At 62.1% G+C, this 16,999-nt stretch carries 15 protein-coding genes; 3 read left to right on the forward strand and 12 right to left on the reverse strand.

Features of this window, described 5'->3' with window-relative positions; all coding sequences use genetic code 11:
• The first annotated feature begins 26 nt into the window (after positions 1 to 26).
• Both PH547_RS05335 and PH547_RS05340 read left to right on the forward strand, forming a co-directional pair.
• A complete protein-coding gene (locus tag PH547_RS05335) occupies positions 27 to 929 on the forward strand; it encodes an SDR family oxidoreductase (RefSeq protein ID WP_285167726.1) in 903 nt (300 codons plus the stop codon).
• Between the two features lie 159 nt (positions 930 to 1,088).
• Positions 1,089 to 2,300 (forward strand): adenylate/guanylate cyclase domain-containing protein, encoded by a 1,212-nt coding sequence (locus tag PH547_RS05340; RefSeq protein WP_285167727.1) that lies wholly within the window; start codon positions 1,089 to 1,091, stop codon positions 2,298 to 2,300.
• A gap of 6 nt (positions 2,301 to 2,306) precedes the next feature.
• Here PH547_RS05340 and PH547_RS05345 read toward each other — a convergent pair whose 3' ends face one another.
• The 8 genes from PH547_RS05345 to PH547_RS05380 are packed head-to-tail and all read right to left on the reverse strand — an operon-like array spanning position 2,307 to position 11,445.
• Positions 2,307 to 4,274 carry a 3-hydroxyacyl-CoA dehydrogenase NAD-binding domain-containing protein gene (locus tag PH547_RS05345; RefSeq protein ID WP_285167728.1) on the reverse strand — a complete coding sequence of 656 codons (1,968 nt, stop codon included), beginning with the start codon at positions 4,272 to 4,274 and terminating at the stop codon, positions 2,307 to 2,309.
• A 12-nt stretch (positions 4,275 to 4,286) separates the two neighbouring features.
• On the reverse strand, positions 4,287 to 4,682 hold the full coding sequence (locus tag PH547_RS05350) for a RidA family protein (protein ID WP_104824096.1): 396 nt from the start codon (positions 4,680 to 4,682) through the stop codon (positions 4,287 to 4,289).
• Positions 4,660 to 5,091: an acyl-CoA thioesterase gene (locus tag PH547_RS05355; protein ID WP_104824095.1), complete on the reverse strand. Its 432-nt coding sequence runs from the start codon at positions 5,089 to 5,091 to the stop codon at positions 4,660 to 4,662. The genes PH547_RS05350 and PH547_RS05355 overlap by 23 nt, the downstream gene beginning before the upstream one ends.
• Before the next feature lie 8 nt (positions 5,092 to 5,099).
• Positions 5,100 to 6,281, reverse strand: a complete 1,182-nt coding sequence (locus PH547_RS05360) for an acyl-CoA dehydrogenase (protein WP_283047145.1) — start codon at positions 6,279 to 6,281, stop codon at positions 5,100 to 5,102.
• A gap of 15 nt (positions 6,282 to 6,296) precedes the next feature.
• Positions 6,297 to 7,478: an acyl-CoA dehydrogenase family protein gene (locus tag PH547_RS05365; RefSeq protein ID WP_285167729.1), complete on the reverse strand. Its 1,182-nt coding sequence runs from the start codon at positions 7,476 to 7,478 to the stop codon at positions 6,297 to 6,299.
• Positions 7,479 to 7,482: 4 nt separating this feature from the next.
• The gene (locus tag PH547_RS05370) at positions 7,483 to 8,334 is read right to left on the reverse strand and encodes an enoyl-CoA hydratase family protein (RefSeq protein WP_285167730.1); all 852 of its coding nucleotides are present in this window, start codon (positions 8,332 to 8,334) and stop codon (positions 7,483 to 7,485) included.
• Positions 8,331 to 9,119: an SDR family NAD(P)-dependent oxidoreductase gene (locus PH547_RS05375; protein ID WP_285167731.1), complete on the reverse strand. Its 789-nt coding sequence runs from the start codon at positions 9,117 to 9,119 to the stop codon at positions 8,331 to 8,333. Before PH547_RS05375 ends, PH547_RS05370 begins: the two co-directional genes overlap by 4 nt.
• 7 nt (positions 9,120 to 9,126) lie before the next feature.
• Entirely contained in the window at positions 9,127 to 11,445 is a 2,319-nt protein-coding gene (locus PH547_RS05380) for a bifunctional salicylyl-CoA 5-hydroxylase/oxidoreductase (protein WP_285167732.1), read from the reverse strand.
• Between the two features lie 301 nt (positions 11,446 to 11,746).
• On the opposite strand from PH547_RS05380, the gene PH547_RS05385 reads away from it, so the two are divergent.
• The gene (locus tag PH547_RS05385; RefSeq protein ID WP_285167733.1) at positions 11,747 to 13,357 is read left to right on the forward strand and encodes an AMP-binding protein; all 1,611 of its coding nucleotides are present in this window, start codon (positions 11,747 to 11,749) and stop codon (positions 13,355 to 13,357) included.
• Between the two features lie 4 nt (positions 13,358 to 13,361).
• Here PH547_RS05385 and PH547_RS05390 read toward each other — a convergent pair whose 3' ends face one another.
• From PH547_RS05390 to PH547_RS05405, 4 genes are read right to left on the reverse strand one after another with little or no spacing between them, the layout of a single operon-like run.
• Positions 13,362 to 14,210 (reverse strand): ATP-binding cassette domain-containing protein, encoded by an 849-nt coding sequence (locus PH547_RS05390; RefSeq protein ID WP_285167734.1) that lies wholly within the window; start codon positions 14,208 to 14,210, stop codon positions 13,362 to 13,364.
• The gene (locus PH547_RS05395) at positions 14,207 to 15,079 is read right to left on the reverse strand and encodes an ABC transporter ATP-binding protein (RefSeq protein ID WP_285167735.1); all 873 of its coding nucleotides are present in this window, start codon (positions 15,077 to 15,079) and stop codon (positions 14,207 to 14,209) included. The genes PH547_RS05390 and PH547_RS05395 overlap by 4 nt, the downstream gene beginning before the upstream one ends.
• Complete coding sequence (locus PH547_RS05400; RefSeq protein ID WP_483315531.1) at positions 15,076 to 15,918, reverse strand: ABC transporter permease; 843 nt, start codon at positions 15,916 to 15,918, stop codon at positions 15,076 to 15,078. Before PH547_RS05400 ends, PH547_RS05395 begins: the two co-directional genes overlap by 4 nt.
• Before the next feature lie 40 nt (positions 15,919 to 15,958).
• A complete protein-coding gene (locus PH547_RS05405; protein WP_104824086.1) occupies positions 15,959 to 16,966 on the reverse strand; it encodes an ABC transporter permease in 1,008 nt (335 codons plus the stop codon).
• Positions 16,967 to 16,999 lie beyond the last annotated feature (33 nt).

Here is a 16,999-nt window from a genome sequence, read left to right on the forward strand (position 1 = left end):
ACAGCCACCTCGAAAGGAACAGGATCATGAGCAAGCAAGTTATCGTCATCACCGGTGCATCGAGCGGCTTCGGCGCGCTCACTGCCCGTGCCCTCGCCAAGGCTGGCCACACCGTCTATGCCAGTATGCGCGAAACAGAAGGGCGCAACGCGCCGCGAGTGGCCGAGGTCGCCGCCTTCGCCAAGGAGAATGGCATGGACCTCAAGGCGGTCGAACTCGACGTCGCCTCGGATGCCTCCGTCGAAGCTGGTATCGCTAGGGTTATTGAGCAAGAAGGCCGTATCGACGTCATCATTCACAATGCCGGCCATATGTCCTTCGGTCCAGCGGAAGCCTTCACGCCGGAACAGTTCGCCCAGCTCTACGACATCAATGTCCTGAGCACTCAGCGCGTCAATCGTGCGGCACTTCCCCATCTGCGCAAGCAGGGCAAGGGCCTGGTGGTCTGGGTTTCGTCGTCCAGCGCCCGCGGCGGCACTCCGCCGTATCTTTCGCCCTATTTCGCCGCCAAGGCCGCCATGGATTCGCTTGCCGTCTCCTACGCCTCCGAACTGACCCGCTGGGGCATCGAGACCGCCATCATCGTACCCGGCGCCTTTACCAAGGGCACCAATCACTTTGCCCATTCCGGCGCCCCGGCAGACAAGGCTCGCACCGCCGAATACGACAATGGTCCCTATGCCGGCGTTCCGGACCGCGCGCTGAAGGGTCTGGCTTCGCTGGAGCCCGCCGATGCGGATGCCGCCTCGGTCGCCACGGCCATCGTCGATGTCGTCAACATGCCCTTCGGGACGCGTCCTTTCCGCACCCATATCGATCCGTCCGAGGATGGCGCGGAAATCGTCAACGGCGTCGCGGACCGAGTCCGTGCCGAACTTTTCCGACGCATCGGATTGGAAGACCTGCTGAAGCCGGCCGCGAGAGCCTAAAAACTACGGGGCCGCATAAGTCCTGCGCGTCAAATCGCCGCTTCTGTTCCTCAGGAGCGGCGATCATTGTTTTCGGATGGACTATTTTGCGTTGTGCGGCATTCCAAGCCTGCCTATTTGGTATTAAAGCAAATCCTTCTGGGGTCGGGAGAGATATCCATGAACGACAAGGACATTGGCGAAATCGCCTCCTGGCTCATGCAGAGCGGCCTTAAAGGCATGGGGGAAGCCGACATCCTGGCAGGTTTCTGCGAGGGATGCCGCGAGCGTGGCCTCAACGTCGACCGAGCCATGGCGCTGATGGATACGCTGCACCCGGTCTATGAAGGCCGCGCCTTCCGCTGGGACGGCAACCAGGTGGTCGAACGCGAGTTCGAATATGGCCCGTCGCATCAGGGGATCGCCGCCGAGAATTGGCTACGCTCCTCCTTCTATCATTTGCTGACGACAGGCGGGGACGAGGTGCGTCGCCGCATCGGCTTCGGCGACCCGATCGATTTCTTCGGACTCGATACGCTGAAGACCGATGGTCATACCGACTACCTCGCTCTGGTGCACCGGTTCGAGGAAGGGGGCACCATCGGTGAGATGGATTGTTTTTATTCTCATTTCGCCACCACCGCCGGAGTGGGTTTCCCCGACGAGGACCTGCGCGTTCTGCGCAAGCTTACACCCGCGCTGGCCTTGGCGATCAAATGCACCGCCATGGGACGCATTGCCCGCACCATCGCCGAGGTCTATCTGGGCGAAGATGCCGCTCGGCATGTCCTCGAAGGCAAGATCACGCGCGGTAAGGCCGAGCGCATCTCGGCGGCGCTATGGTTTTCCGACCTCGCCAACTATACCCGCATTTCGGACACGGCCGAGCCCGACGAAATCATTCCGATGCTGAACGCGTATGCCGACGCGGTGATTTCCTCGATCCACGAGGCGGGCGGCAATGTGCTGAAACTGATCGGCGATGGCACGCTGGCGATCTTCAAGGCGCGCGATTCAGGCGATGCCTGCGCTGCGGCGCTGATGGCGGAATCGCTGCTGCGCCAGCGGCTGCGTGATCTCAATGCCCAGCGGCAGATTGAGGGCAGGCCGGTAACCGACGTCTATCTCGGCCTGCATATCGGCGATGTCTTCTACGGCAATATCGGCAGCATGGACCGGCTGGATTTCACCGTCATCGGCCCCGCCGTCAACGAGGTCAGCCGCATCGCCTCCATGTGCCGTTCGGCCGACCGCAACATCCTGATGTCGTCGAATTTCGTTGAGGCGCTGTCATCCAGCCAGAGCAACGATCTTGTCTCCGTCGGCCGCTATGCGCTACGCGGCGTCAACCGGCCGCAGGAGCTGTTCACGCTGCTCTCATCGGCGGCTTGATGATTTTCAGCGACGCCCAGCCGCGAACATCGGGCCGCCCTTGTGAGGCGGAAAGCCGTAGCCGTTGATCATCACCAGATCGATATCGCTGGCGCGGGCGGCGATCCCCTCGGCCAGGAGTGCATCGCCTTCATCCGCCATGGCCTTCAACAGCCGGGTGACGATCTCATCTGCGGTAAAGCTCTTTGGTGTTATGTCCTTTTCCGCGCGGGCGGCTTTGATCAGCGCCGTGACTTCGGCGTCCACCGTGCGCTTGCCATCCGGATAGCTGTACCAGCCGCGCCCAACCTTTTGGCCGAAGCGACCGGCTTCGCAGAGGCGATCGGCGATGACGACATAGCGGGCGGCGGGATCGCGCGTTGCCGCCTGGCGTTTGCGCCGCGCCCAGGCGATTTCGAGGCCGGCCATATCGTAGACGGCAAAGAGGCCCATGGGGAAGCCATAGACCTCCAGCGCCGCATCGATTTCATGCGGCAGCGCGCCGTCTTCGACCATGAATTCGGCCTCTCGGCGATAGGCGGAAAAAATGCGATTGCCGATGAAGCCTTCGGTGACGCCGCAGACGATGGGAAGTTTGCCAAGCCGCTTGGCGAAGGCCAGCGCGCTGGCGAGCACATCCGGCGCAGTCCTTTTGCAGTTCACGACCTCCAGCAGCCGCATGATGTTGGCGGGCGAGAAGAAGTGCAGGCCGACGACCCGCTCGGGATGGGCGGTTGCGGTGGCAATGGCATCAGGGTCGAGATAGCTTGTGTTGGTTGCAAGGATGGCGTCGGTGCGAAGGATACCGTCGAGGCGTTGGAAAAGCTCAGTCTTGACGGTCAGATCATCGAAGACGGCCTCGATGACCAGATCGGCTTGCGCGAGTTCTGCCGCATCGGCGGCGACCGTCAGCCGGCTCAGGCGATCGTCCCGGCCTGCCATAACGAGGCGGCCTGATTGCACGGCCTTGTCGAGGATGCCGGCTATGCGCTCACGGCCCTTTTCGGCCGCTTCGCGGGTTTGCTCGATGCCGATGACGCCATAGCCGGCGTTCAGCGCGGCCACCGCAATGCCGGACCCCATCAGGCCGGTACCGACGATACCTACGGTTTCGATTTTGCGCGGGGAGACCTTTTCCAGGCCGTCGACCTTGCCGGCGGCGCGTTCCGCAAAGAAGACGTGGCGTAGCGCCGCTGCCTCATCGCTGTTGCGAAGGGTGACGAACGTACGGCGCTCCTCGGCGAGCCCTTCCGCCAGCGACGTCGTTGCGGCGAGGCGAATAAGACGGACGGCTTCGGCGGGCGCTCGCTGACCACGCGCCTTGCGAAGCGCTTCCACGGCCGCTTTGTCGATGGCTTCCTGAGAGCCTGGCGGGACGGGCAATGTACCGGTACGTCTCAAGGGGACATCGGCTGCGCTTCTGGCGCTGACAATAGCTGAGGCGATCAGCGAGTTTTCGATCAGGCTATCGATGATACCGAGCTTGTGTGCTTCATTGGCCAAGACAATGCGGCCGTTGGCGATCAGTTCGATGGCTGCGGCGGTGCCGATCAGGCGCGGCAGGCGTTGCGTACCGCCGGCACCGGGAACGATGCCGAGCTTGACTTCCGGCAGGCCGATTTTCGCGGAGGGGGTGGCAATGCGCTCATGGCAGGCAAGCGCCACTTCCAGCCCGCCGCCCAAGGCTGCACCATTGATGGCGGCGATGACGGGTTTGGAGAAATTTTCGATGCGGGCGATAGCCTGCGGCAGCAGCGGCTCGATCGGCGGCTTGCCGAACTCCTTAATGTCGGCGCCGCCGATGAAGGTGTTGCCAGCTCCGGTCAATATGACGGCAACGACTGCACTATCCTTTTCGGCATGATCGAGTGCCGCCATCAAACCGGCGCGGACATCGGCCGAGAGCGCGTTGACGGGCGGATTGTCGATGGTGACGACGAGAACGTCATCGGTCAGCGTCGCCGAAACAGTATCCGAAAAGCGCGATGCCGACATGGTGAGCCCACCCTATTCCGGAATAACGGCGGTCGCCTGGATCTCGATCTTGGCGCGGTCCTCTACGAGGGCGACGACCTGCACGGCGGCCATGGCCGGAAAATGCCGGCCGATGATCTCGCGATAGACCTGGCCGATGCCCTTGAGATTGGCGAGATATTCGCTCTTGTCCGTGAAATACCAGGTCATCGAGGTGATGTGCTGCGGCTTGGCGCCGCCCTCGGCGAGAATGGCGACGACATTCTTCAGCGTCTGGCGCACCTGCTCGACGAAATCGTCACTTTCGAATTCGCACGCGGCGTTCCAGCCGACTTGGCCGCCGACGAACACCATGCGACCGGTTGCCGCCATGCCATTGGCATAGCCGATCGGCTTGGCCCAGCCTTCAGGTTGCAGGATGGTGTGCATCGGTCATCTCCAGATGAGAGGTCAGCGCAGCGCGGATATCGTCCGGCCACGCAAGCGATTGATGAGTGTCGAGGGAGGTGGAAACGACACGATGGCGGGCGGTCCATAGGACTTGACCATTCGCCGAAACCTGATGTTCCAGATCGAGCGAGGAACGACCGATGCCGCGCACCGCCACCATGAAATCAAGCTCATCGCCCTGAAAGCCAGGGCGCACGAAGGTCAAGTCGAGCCGTACGGTCGGCACGCCGATGCGGCGGTCGTTGACCAGCGCCTTCCAGGGAAAACCCAACGAGCCGAAAAAATCCTCCAGCACCCCGACGAGGATGTTCAGATACGACGGGAAATAGGCGATCCCCGAGGGATCGCAGTCTCCGAAGCGCAGGGGTCTGGTGGTTTTGAATGCCAAGGCCGGCCTCAGTTCGAAAAAGCGGCGATGCCGGTGATGGCACGGCCGAGGATGAGGGCGTGGATGTCGTGCGTGCCTTCGTAGGTGTTGACGACTTCGAGGTTGACGAGATGGCGGGCGATACCGAACTCGTCGGAAATGCCGTTGCCGCCGAGCATGTCGCGGGCGGCGCGGGCGATCTCGAGCGCCTTGCCACAGCTATTGCGCTTCAGGATCGAGGTTAGCTCCACCGGCGGATGGCCGTCTTCCTTCAAGCGGCCGAGCCTCAGGCAACCCTGCAGGCCGAGGGTGATCTCGGTCACCATGTCGGCAAGCTTCTTCTGGATGAGCTGGTTGGCAGCGAGCGGCCGGCCGAACTGTTTGCGGTCGAGCACATATTGCCGCGCCTTGGCGTAGCAATCCTCGGCCGCGCCGAGAGCGCCCCACGCAATGCCGAAGCGGGCCGAGTTCAGGCAGGTGAAGGGGCCTTTGAGGCCGGAAACGTTCGGCAGCAGGTTTTCTTCCGGCACGAAGACGTTGTCCATGACGACTTCGCCGGTGATGGAGGCGCGCAGGCCCACCTTGCCGTGGATTGCGGGGGCTGACAGGCCCTTCCAGCTCTTTTCCAGGATGAAACCTCTGATAACGCCGTCTTCAGTCTTGGCCCAGACGACGAAGACGTCGGCGATCGGTGCATTAGAAATCCAGGTCTTGGCACCGGTCAGGCTATAGCCGCCATCGACCTTTTTGGCGCGGGTCACCATCGAGCCGGGATCGGAGCCGTGGTTAGGTTCCGTGAGGCCGAAGCAGCCGATCCATTCGCCGGTGGCGAGCTTCGGCAGATACTTCTGCTTCTGTTCTTCTGAACCGAAGGCATTGATCGGCACCATGACGAGCGAGGATTGCACGCTCATCATCGAGCGGTAGCCGCTGTCGACGCGCTCGACCTCACGGGCGATCAGGCCATAGGCGACATAGCCAAGGCCGGCGCCGCCGTACTCCGGCGCGATCGTCGGACCGAGCAGGCCGAGTTCGCCCATTTCACGGAAGATCGACGGGTCGGTCTTCTCATGACGAAAAGCTTCAAGCACGCGAGGCGCCAGTTTCTCCTGCGCGTAGGAATGTGCGGTATCAAGCACCATGCGTTCGTCGTCGCTCAACTGCTCCGCCAGCCGGAACGGGTCGGCCCAGTCGAAAATCTCGCGGCTCATGCTCTCAATCTCCTATCAACTTGTCTTCAGAAGTTCGCGCGCAACGATCAGTTTCTGAACCTCCGTCGCACCTTCGTAAATACGAAGTGCGCGTATCTCCCGATAGAGTTTTTCCGTTATTTCTCCTGCCTTGACGCCTCGCCCGCCGAAAAGCTGGACGGCGCGGTCGATGACGGCTTGCGCGGTTTCCGTGGCCGTCATCTTGGCCATGGCCGCCTCGCGCGTCGTCGGCAGATGCTGCACGTCGCGACGCCAGGCCGCTCGATAGGTGAGCAAGGCCGCCGCGTCGATGCCGGTCGCCATATCGCCGAGGGCTGCCTGCGTCAACTGAAGGTCGCCGAGCGTCGCGCCGAACATCGGCCGCGTGCGGACATGCGCCAGCGACTCATCCAGCGCCCGCCGCGCAAAGCCAAGGCTGGCGGCGGCAACGGAAGCGCGAAAGATATCGAGCGTGCGCATGGCAATCTTGAAGCCTTCGCCCGGCGCGCCGAGACGCCGCGAAGCGGGAACGCGGCAGTTCTCGAAACGGATCGTCGCCAGCGGATGCGGCGCGATCACTTCGATGCGTTCGGCGATCGAGAAGCCCGCATCGTCGGCGAAGATAACGAAGGCGGAAATGCCGCGTGTGCCCGGCGCCTCGCCGGTGCGGGCAAACACGGTGTAGACGTCGGCGATGCCGCCATTGGAGATCCAGGTCTTTTCGCCGTCGAGAACATAGTGATCGCCATCGACGCGGGCCGCACAGCTCATCGCCGCAACATCCGAGCCGGCATCCTTTTCCGACAATGCGAAGGCGGAAAGCCAGTCGCCGGCGCGAACTTTCGGCAGCACGGCGGCACGCAGTTCCGGCGAGCCGGAAAGGCCGATTGCGCCGGTGCCGAGGCCCTGCATGGCGAAGGCGAAATCGGCAAGACCATCGTGCCATGCGAGCGTTTCGCGAGCGAGGCAGACGAGGCGGGAATCGATCAGCGGATCACTATCTGAGGTGCCGGTTGCTGCCGCGAGGAGGCCGGCACTGCCAAGCGCCTTGACCAGCTTGCGGCAAGCGCCGTCGACATCCCTGTGGTCGATGGCGGCCATAACCGGAGATTTGGCGAAAGCGTCCACTTCAGCCGCGAATTCACCGTGGCGTTCATCGAAGAACGGCCAATCCAGATGATCCCGGTTCGGACCGGAGAGGCTTGACGCGGCGGACATCGCCTTAATTCCCCTGGAATTCAGGTTTGCGCTTGGCGGCGAAGGCCTCGAAGGCGCGGCGGAAATCCTGAGTTGCCATGCAAACCGCTTGGGCTTGCGCCTCGGATTCGATCATCTCGTCGATACCCATTGCCCATTCCTGGTTCAGCATGGTCTTGGTCATGCCATGGGCGAACCATGGCCCATCGGCCAGCGAGCGGGCGAGCTTGACGGCTTCCTGCTCCAGATCGGCGCTCACATGCAGGCTGTTGTAAAAACCCCAGGCATGGCCCTCAGCCGATGTCATCGAGCGGCCGGTGAACAGCAGTTCGGCGGCACGGCCTTGGCCGATGATGCGGGGAAGGATGCCGCATGCGCCCATATCGGCGCCGGCGAGGCCGACGCGGGTGAAGAGGAAAGCCGTCTTGGCTTCGAACGTCGCCAGGCGCAAGTCGGAGGCCATGGCGAGGATAGCGCCTGCGCCTGCGCATATGCCGTCCACTGCCGAGATGATCGGCTGGGGGCATTTGCGCATGGCTCTGACAAGATCGCCGGTCATGCGGGTGAAGGCGAGAAGCTCGGGCATCGCCATGCGGGTGAGTGGTTCGATGATCTCGAAGACATCGCCGCCGGAAGAGAAATTGCCGCCCGCTCCGGTCAACACCACCGCACGGACGTCAGAGGCGTAGACGAGATCACGGAAGAGATCGCGCAGCTCGGCATAGCTGTCGAAGGTCAGCGGGTTTTTGCGTTCCGGCCGGTTCAGCCGGATCGTGGCGACGCGGCCGTCGTCACTGACCTCCCAGAGGAAATGTTGTGGCTTGTAATCTTTGAAGGGCTTGAGATGGCCCTGCATCGTCATGTCCCGATCGCTCATCCCGCTAAAACCTCCCCACCGGCAACCGCGATTGCCTGTCCATTGATCGATGCCGCCGCCGGCGATGCCAGCCATAGAACGGTGTCCGCAACCTCCTCGGGTTTGACGAGCCGTCCCTGCGGATTGGATTTGGTGAATTCCGCAAGCGCCTGTTCCGCCGTGCGTCCCGTCTTGGCGGCGATGGTGGCGATCGAGCGTTCGATGATCGGTGTATCGGTGAAACCGGGGCAGACGGCATTGACGGTGATGCCAGTCTTTGCAAGCTCCAGCGCCAGTGACCGCGTCAGGCCGACGACGCCGTGCTTGGCGGCAACATAGGCGGATACGTAGCCGTAGCCGGTCAGGCCCGCCGTCGAGGCAATGTTGATGATGCGCGCGCCGGCGCCATGCGCTTTGAGGTCCGGTAGGGCGGCCTGCGTCACCAGGAAAACGCCGGTGAGATCGACCGTCAGGACGTGGTTCCACATATCCAGGCTGGTTTTTTCGAAAGGCGCAGTCGGTGCTTCGCCGGCATTGTTGACGAGAATATCGACAGGACCGAATTTTTCGCGCGCAACGTTCAGCCTGCTGGCGATCGCTTCGACGCTGGTGATGTCGAAACCGTCGACGACGATGGCATTCCCGCCGATCTCGGCGGCGACGACCTCCAGCGGTTCCTTTCTTCGCCCAGCAAGCGTCACGCGTGCGCCCTCCGCCGCGAGCGCCCGCGCGATCGCCGCGCCGATGCCGCTGCCGGCGCCGGTGACGAGGGCGTGACGGTTCGCGAGTTTGCCAGACGTCGTCATTGGCTCCTCACTTCGCCGGCGCGGCGGCAGCCGCGCGGGCAAGATTGGTTTCATATTGCGTCTTGCCGGAGAGATATTGCTTCGGCCAGGGGATCGAGGTCAGGCCGATCTTGGCGGCTTCGTGCAGCGACCAGGCGGGATCGGCCAGATGCGCACGGGCGACGGCGCAGAGATCGGCGCGGCCGGCGGCGATGATCGAATTGGCATGATCGGCCTCCGAGATCGCGCCGACGGCAATGGTCGGAATGCCGATTTCGTTGCGGATTTTGTCGGAGAACGGCGTCTGGAACAGACGGCCATAGACCGGCTTTTCCTCCTTCGACACCTGACCGGATGAGCAATCGATCAGGTCGGCGCCCGCATCCTTGAACATGGCCGCGAAGATCGCCGCATCCTCCGGCGTGTTGCCGCCATCGGTCCAGTCATGGCAGGAAAGACGGATGGACATGGGCTTGTCCTCCGGCCAAATTGCACGCATGGCCCGGAAGATTTCCAGGGGGTAACGGGCGCGGTTTTCATGGCTGCCGCCATATTCATCTTCCCGCAGATTGGTGAGCGGCGACAGGAAGCTCGACAGGAGATAGCCGTGGGCGCAGTGCAGCTCCAGCCAGTCAGCGCCAGTGGTGATCGCTAGCTCCGTCGCGCGGACGAAATCGGCCTTGACGCGATCCATGTCGGCACGGTCCATGGCCTTCGGTGTCTGACTGTTCTTGAGGTAGGGGACAGCGGAGGCTGAGATCAGCGGCCATTCGCCTTCGGCGACCGGCTGATCGATCCCTTCCCAAGCCACTTTCGTTGCGCCTTTACGGCCGGCATGGCCGAGCTGGATGCCGATTTTGGCGGCGCTGTTTGAATGCACGAAATCGACAAGCCGCTTCCATTGTGCCGCCTGTTCTTCGTTCCAGAGGCCAAGGCAGCCGGGGGTGATGCGGGCATCCGGCGTGACGCAGGTCATTTCCGCAAAAACGAGGCCGGCGCCGCCGAGCGCCCGGGAGCCGAGATGGATGATGTGGAAATCGTTCATGACGCCGTTTTCCGCCGAATACATCGCCATCGGCGAGACGACGATGCGGTTGATGAGCGTCACGTCGCGTAGCTGATAGGGCGTGAACATCGGCGGCAGGCAGCGGTCGTTGCCGACGGGAAGGCCGGATTTCCTGGCGAACCAACGCTCGTAGCCTTCCAGCCAGCCCTTATCGCGCAGGCGCAGATTCTCGTGGCTGATGCGCTGGGAGCGGGTCAGCATCGAATACATGAACTGCTCCGGTTCGAGCCTATCGGCATAGCGCCGTCCGACCACTTCGAACCATTCCATCGCGTTGCGCGCCGCATTCTGGATGCGGGCGACATCGACGTGGCGGATCTCCTCATAGGTTTCGAGAACAGCCGGTATCTTGTCTTTGCTATGCCCGTGAATCTGGAATTGCCGGGTCAGCTCGATCGCGTCGTCAATGGCGAGTTTCGTGCCGGAGCCGATGGCGAAATGGGCGGTGTGGGCGGCGTCGCCCATTAGCACGACATGCGAATTGCCGTTGAAATGGCTCCACTTGCCGCAGATCAGACGGTTGAAGTTCAGCCAGGCCGAGCCGCGGATATGGCGGGCATTGGTCATCAGCGACGCGCCGTCGAGCACTTCGGAAAACAGATTTTCGCAGAAGGCGATCGAGCCGTCCTGCTCCATCTTGTCGAGACCGTGGGCGAGATAGGCTTCCTCGGTGGTTTCGACGATGAAGGTCGAGGTCTTGTCGTCGAATTTGTAGATATGCGCCTGGAACCAGCCATGCTCGCTCTTGCGGAAATCGAAGGTGAAGGCGTCGAAGAGCTTGTTGGTGCCGAGCCAGATATAGCGGTTCGGACGGGTGATCATGTCCGGCTGGAAAACGTCGGGATAGTGGTTGCGGATCTTCGAGTTCAGGCCGTCCGAACCAATGATCAGATCGGCGTCGGGGAAATCGAGGTCGGAGGTGACCTCCGTTTCGAAGATCAGCTCGACGCCGAGGGCTTCGCAGCGTTTCTGCAGGATATTCAACAGCTTCTTGCGGCCGATGCCGACGAAGCCGTGGCCGGAGGTGCGCTGGCGCGTGCCCTTGAACCAGACCTCGATATCGTCCCAATGATTGAAGGCGTCCTCGATTTCGGTGGCGCTTTCCGGATCCCATTCGCGCATCGACACCATGGTGGCATCGGAGAAGACGACGCCCCAGCCAAAGGTGTCGTAAGGACGGTTGCGCTCGACGACCTTGATCGAATGTTCGGGATGCAGCTTCTTCATCAGAAGCCCGAAATAGAGCCCCGCGGGTCCGCCGCCGATACAGACGATTTGCATCGCTTATCCCTCCTGTGACGCCGAAGTCGGGTCACTCGAATTATTTAAGTTTAAAATATCTTGTCGCCATCATTCGTCAAGAGTTGTCTTGCGGGATTTCCCGCACGAAATCCGATCCCGACGGTGCAATAAGATCGAAATATGCTTTGGAATCAATGCTCATTAGAAATTATTTTAGGCTTAAAATTTCTTGCTTGAACATTTGTGTCTTCGGTGCAATCATTTTCGACAATGCCGCACGCGCTGCCGGGAGATTGGGTGTTGGGTGGCAATTGGGTCGAGAGGAATGCGGGAGCGAACCATGCTTGGACCGACCGGTCATGCCGATACATTCACGCGGGACAGCCTGCCGCCGGCGGGGGAATGGCCGGAGCTGTTGCTGGATGGTTTCGACTATCCCGACTGGTTGAATGCGGGTGTCGAGCTCAGCGACCGCATGGTCGAGCGCGGTTTCGGCGATCACGTCGCGCTGATCGGCAACGGCCGCCGGCGTACCTACAAGGAACTGGCGGACTGGACCAATCGCATCGCTCATGCGCTCGTAGAGAATTTCGGTATCAAGCCCGGCAATCGCGTTCTGATCCGCTCGGGCAACAATCCGGCGATGATTGCCTGCTGGCTGGCGGTGACTAAGGTCGGCGCTGTCGCGGTCAATACCATGCCGATGCTGAGAGCAGGCGAACTCTCGAAGATCATCGACAAGGCGGAAATCTCCTTCGCTCTCTGCGACACGGGGTTGCTAGAAGAACTCGTTGCAGCGGCGAAGGACAGCCGGTTTCTGAAGCAGGTCGTCGGCTTCGACGGCACCGCCAATCACGATGCCGAGCTTGACCGTATCGCGCTCAACAAACCGGTGCGTTTCGAGGCGGCAAGGACAGGGCGGGACGATGTCGCACTGCTCGGTTTCACCTCGGGGTCGACGGGCGTTCCCAAGGCAACCATGCATTTCCATCGGGACATCCTTATCATCGCCGATGCCTATGCCAAAGAAGTCCTGCAGGTCACGCCAGAGGATGTTTTCATCGGCTCGCCGCCGATCGCCTTTACCTTCGGGCTTGGGGGTCTCGTCGTGTTCCCGTTGCGGTTCGGAGCGTCGACGGCGCTTCTCGAAAACGCCTCGCCGAAGAATATGATCGAGATTATTCAGGAATATGGCGCGACGATCAGCTTTACCGCGCCGACCGCCTATCGCGCCATGCTGACGGCGATGGAGGAGGGGGCGGACCTTTCCTCCCTCCGCATTGCGGTTTCCGCCGGCGAGACGCTGCCGGGGCCGATCTTCGAAGAATGGACGCGAAAGACCGGCAAGCCGATCCTCGACGGTATTGGCTCGACCGAGTTGCTGCATATTTTCATTTCCAACCGGGTCGACGACGCCAAGCCCAACTGCACGGGCAAGCCGCTCGCCGGCTATGAGGCGCGGGTCGTCGATGATGACATGAACGAGGTTCCGCGCGGCACGATCGGCAAGCTCGCGGTTCGTGGCCCGATCGGGTGCCGCTATCTCGCCGACGACCGGCAGGCCAATTATGTCAGGGATGGCTGGAACCTGACGGGCGACAGCTTCATCGAGGATGAAGGTGGCTATTTCCATTTCGCCGCACGCTCCGACGATATTATTCTTTCCGCCGGCTACAATATCGCCGGGCCGGAAGTGGAAGCGGCACTTCTTTCGCATGCCGACGTGCTGGAATGCGCCGTCATCGGCAAGCCGGACGAAGATCGTGGCCACATCGTTCAGGCACATGTGGTGTTGATGCCCGGCATCGCCGGCTCGGATTTGTTGGTGAAGACGCTGCAGGATCACGTCAAAGCAGTGATCGCGCCCTACAAATATCCACGGTCGATCGTCTTCGTGGACGCTTTACCGAAAACGGAATCGGGCAAGATCCAGCGCTTCCGGCTCAAATAGTGATTTAAGCCGCATCCTCCTGCGCGGTTTCGCGGCCGAGCCAGGTCGGGTCGATCTCCGGCAATGGTATGGCGTCGAGCAGCATGCGGGTGTAGCCAGAGGCTGGCGCCGCAAAGACACGTTCGCAATCTCCTTCCTCTACGACGCGGCCGCGGCGCATCACATAGACGCGATCGCAAACAGCGCGAATGACGGAGAGGTCGTGGCTGATAAAGGCCATGGACAGGCCGAGGTCGCGGGAAAGCTCCTTCAGCAGGTTCAGCACTTGCGCCTGCGTCGAGACATCGAGGCCTGAGACGATTTCGTCGGCAAGCACGAAATCCGGCTCGAGCAGGGCGGCGCGGGCGATCCCGATGCGCTGGCGCTGGCCGCCGGAAAGTTCATGCGGATTGCGGTCGAGACAGGCATGCGGCAGCGTCACCCGGTCGAGGATCGCCGCGACGCGGCGTTCGGCGGCCTGCCGGTCGGTTGCCAGTCCATGCAGCAGCAGCGGTTCGACCAGGATACGGCGGATCGTATGGCGCGGATTGAGCGACGCCATCGGGTCCTGGAAGATCATCTGCATGCGCCGGCGCAGCGGCCGCATCTCGGCATCCGGCATATGGGTGATGTCCTTGCTGTCGAAATGGATCGTGCCGGCGGAGGGGTCGACCAGCCGCAGCAGCGCCCGACCGAGCGTCGTCTTGCCGGAACCGCTTTCGCCGACGATACCGACGGTCTCGCCGCGGCGGATATCGATATCGACGCTGTGCAGCACCTTGTTGCCGCTGTCACCCGGGCCGAACAGATGGCGTTTGGCGCCGTAGGTGACGTCGAGGCCTTTTGCGGAAAGGAGGATGTCGGATTGACTCATCTTCCGCCCTCCTGAATGCCGATCTCACGGCGCAATTGTTCGAAGACCGCTTGCGGCACCGGCGTCAGCCCGGCATCGGGCCGATCATAGCGCGGGCCGGCGGCGATGAGGGATTTCGTATAGACGTGTTGCGGATTGCCGAGCACGTCGGCGGTGCGGCCTTCCTCGATGACCTTGCCGGCATAAAGCAGGGTGACGGTATCGCAGATCTGCGCGACGACACCGAGATCATGGGTGACGAAGATGACGGCGGTGCCGTGTGCCTCCTGCAGGCCACGGATCAGCCGCAGGATCTGTTTCTGCACCGTGACATCGAGGGCCGTAGTCGGCTCGTCGGCGACCACCAATTTCGGCTCCAGCGCGAAGGCGGCAGCGATCAATATGCGCTGGCGCATGCCGCCGGAAAGTTCGTGCGGATAGGCGCGCAACACGCGTTCGGGATCGCGGATATGCACCTCCTCCAGCAACTTTAGAGCCTTCAGCCTGGCATCGCGCGAAGACAGGCCGCGCTTCAGCCGCAAGCCGTCGGTCAGTTGTGCCTCGATGCGGCGGCCGGGATTGAGGGCGGTTTGCGGGTCCTGCGGGATCAGGGAAATCTCGTTGCCCATGATGTCGCGAAGGTCCCTCGCTGGCAGCTTCAGCAGATCGCGGCTTTCGAACAGAATGGAGCCATGGGTAACGCGCACGGTGCGCGGCAGGATGCCGAGCAGGGCCTTGGCGATCGTGGATTTGCCGGCACCGCTTTCGCCGACGAGGCCGCGGACTTCGCCGCGCTCCAATGTCAGCGAGACATTGCGCAGGATCGGTGCGCCGCCGTCGCGGTCGGAGATGGCGTTCAAGCCGGTGATGGAGAGGAGCGGTTCGGTCATCGGCGCATGACCGGATCAAGGGCGCGGCGCAGGCCGTCGCCGAGCTGGTTGAAGGCCAGCACCGTGGCAAAGAGGGCAATGAGCGGCACGACGAGCACCCACCAGCCGTCATAGATGATCTGCCTCCCTTGGGCGATCATGCCACCCCAGGTAGGCGTGTCTGACGAAACCGACAGGCCGACGAAGGAAAGGATGGCCTCGACGATGACGGCGATGCCCATCTCCAGGCTGACGAGGGCGATCAGCACCGGCGCGACATTCGGCAGGATTTCGCTGAACAGGATTTTTGCGCGCGAGAAGCCGATCGTGCGAGCGGCGGTGACATAGTCCATCTGTGCCTGAGCCTGGGTTTCTGAGCGTATGACGCGGCAGAAGCGCGTCCAGTCGATGATGACGATGGCAGCGATGACCGAATGCACGCCGGAGCCGAAGACCGCGACCAAGAGGATCGATAGCAACACCGGCGGAAAGGCCATCCAGATATCGACGAGGCGGGAAATCACCTTGTCGATCCAGCCGCCATACCAGCCGGCGACGAGGCCGAGCAGCGTGCCGATTAGGGCTGCCAAGCCCGCCGCAACGAAAGCGACGGTAAGGGCGACGCGCGAACCGAAGATGGCACGAGACAGCACGTCGCGGCCGAGATCGTCCGTGCCAAGGAGAAAGCCCGGATCGGAGCCATTGAGCCAAACGGGCGGCAGGGTGCCGGACATCAGATCCTGCTCCAGCGGGTCTTTCGGCGCGATATAGGGCGCGAAGATCGCAAGGATGATCAGGATCAGGATGAAGCCGCCGCCGAAGATCACCTTCGGTTCCGACAGCAGCGCGCGCAGCCGCATGGCGGTGCGCGACGGTTTGGAGGAGGCAGTCGCGGCGACATCAGCCATGGGCGAGCCTCGGATTGAACGCAGCCACCAACAGGTCGACGGCCAGATTGATGAGAATGAAGAGGGCGCCGAAGACCAGCACAAGACCTTGGATCAGCGGCAGGTCGCGATTGATGACGGCGTCGATCGCCATATTGCCGATGCCGGGATAGGCGAAGATGCGCTCGACGATGACGGTGCCGCCGATCAGGAAGGTGAATTGCACGCCGGTGAGTGCGATCGTCGGGCCAACAGCGTTGCGGAGCGCTTCTTGCAGCACCAGGCGCAGGTTCGACATGCCTTTGAGTTTGGCGAGCAGGATATAGTCCTGCACCATTGCCTCCGAGAGCGTTGCCTTCAGCACGCGGGCGATAATGGCGGCGAGCGGCAGGCCGAGCGCCAGCACCGGCATGACCATATGGGACGCGATATCGGCTGATATCTGGAAGCGGAAAGTCACCAGGCTTTCGATGAGATAGAAAGGTGTCGCGAATTGCGCATCGATACTCGGATCGATGCGGCCGGAGAGCGGGAAAAGCGGAAAGAGGACGCCGAGGACCAGCACGAGGGCGAGTGCCCAGACGAAATCCGGCACGGCGAGAAAGAGCCCGTTGAGGCTGTCGATGACGGGTTCCAGCGGCGTGCGCCGGACAAGTGTGCCTGTTATCGCCACGGCGCCGCCCAAGAGAACAGCAAGGATGAGGGCTGCAAAAGCAAGTTCCAGCGTCGCCGGCAGGCGTTCGCCGAGCAAGGAGAGAACGTCACGCTTCAAGGAGATCGAGGTGCCGAAATCGCCCGTCAGAACCGATTTCAGCCAGATGCCGAATTGCACCGGTAGGCTGGCGTCGAGGCCGTAATGGGCACGCAGGGCGGCGATATCGGCGGGACTTGCCCCCGGCGATATCATCATCGCAATCGGATCGCCCGGAACGACGCGCAGCAGTACGAAGACGATCAACGCCACGCCAAATAGCGTAGCTGCGGCCATGAGCAGGCGATTGAGAATGGAGACTGCTATCATGTGTTCAGGATTCCGATGGCATCCGCTGGTGGT

Origin of the sequence: Rhizobium cerradonense (assembly GCF_030182455.1) — a bacterium.
Taxonomy (GTDB): domain Bacteria; phylum Pseudomonadota; class Alphaproteobacteria; order Rhizobiales; family Rhizobiaceae; genus Rhizobium.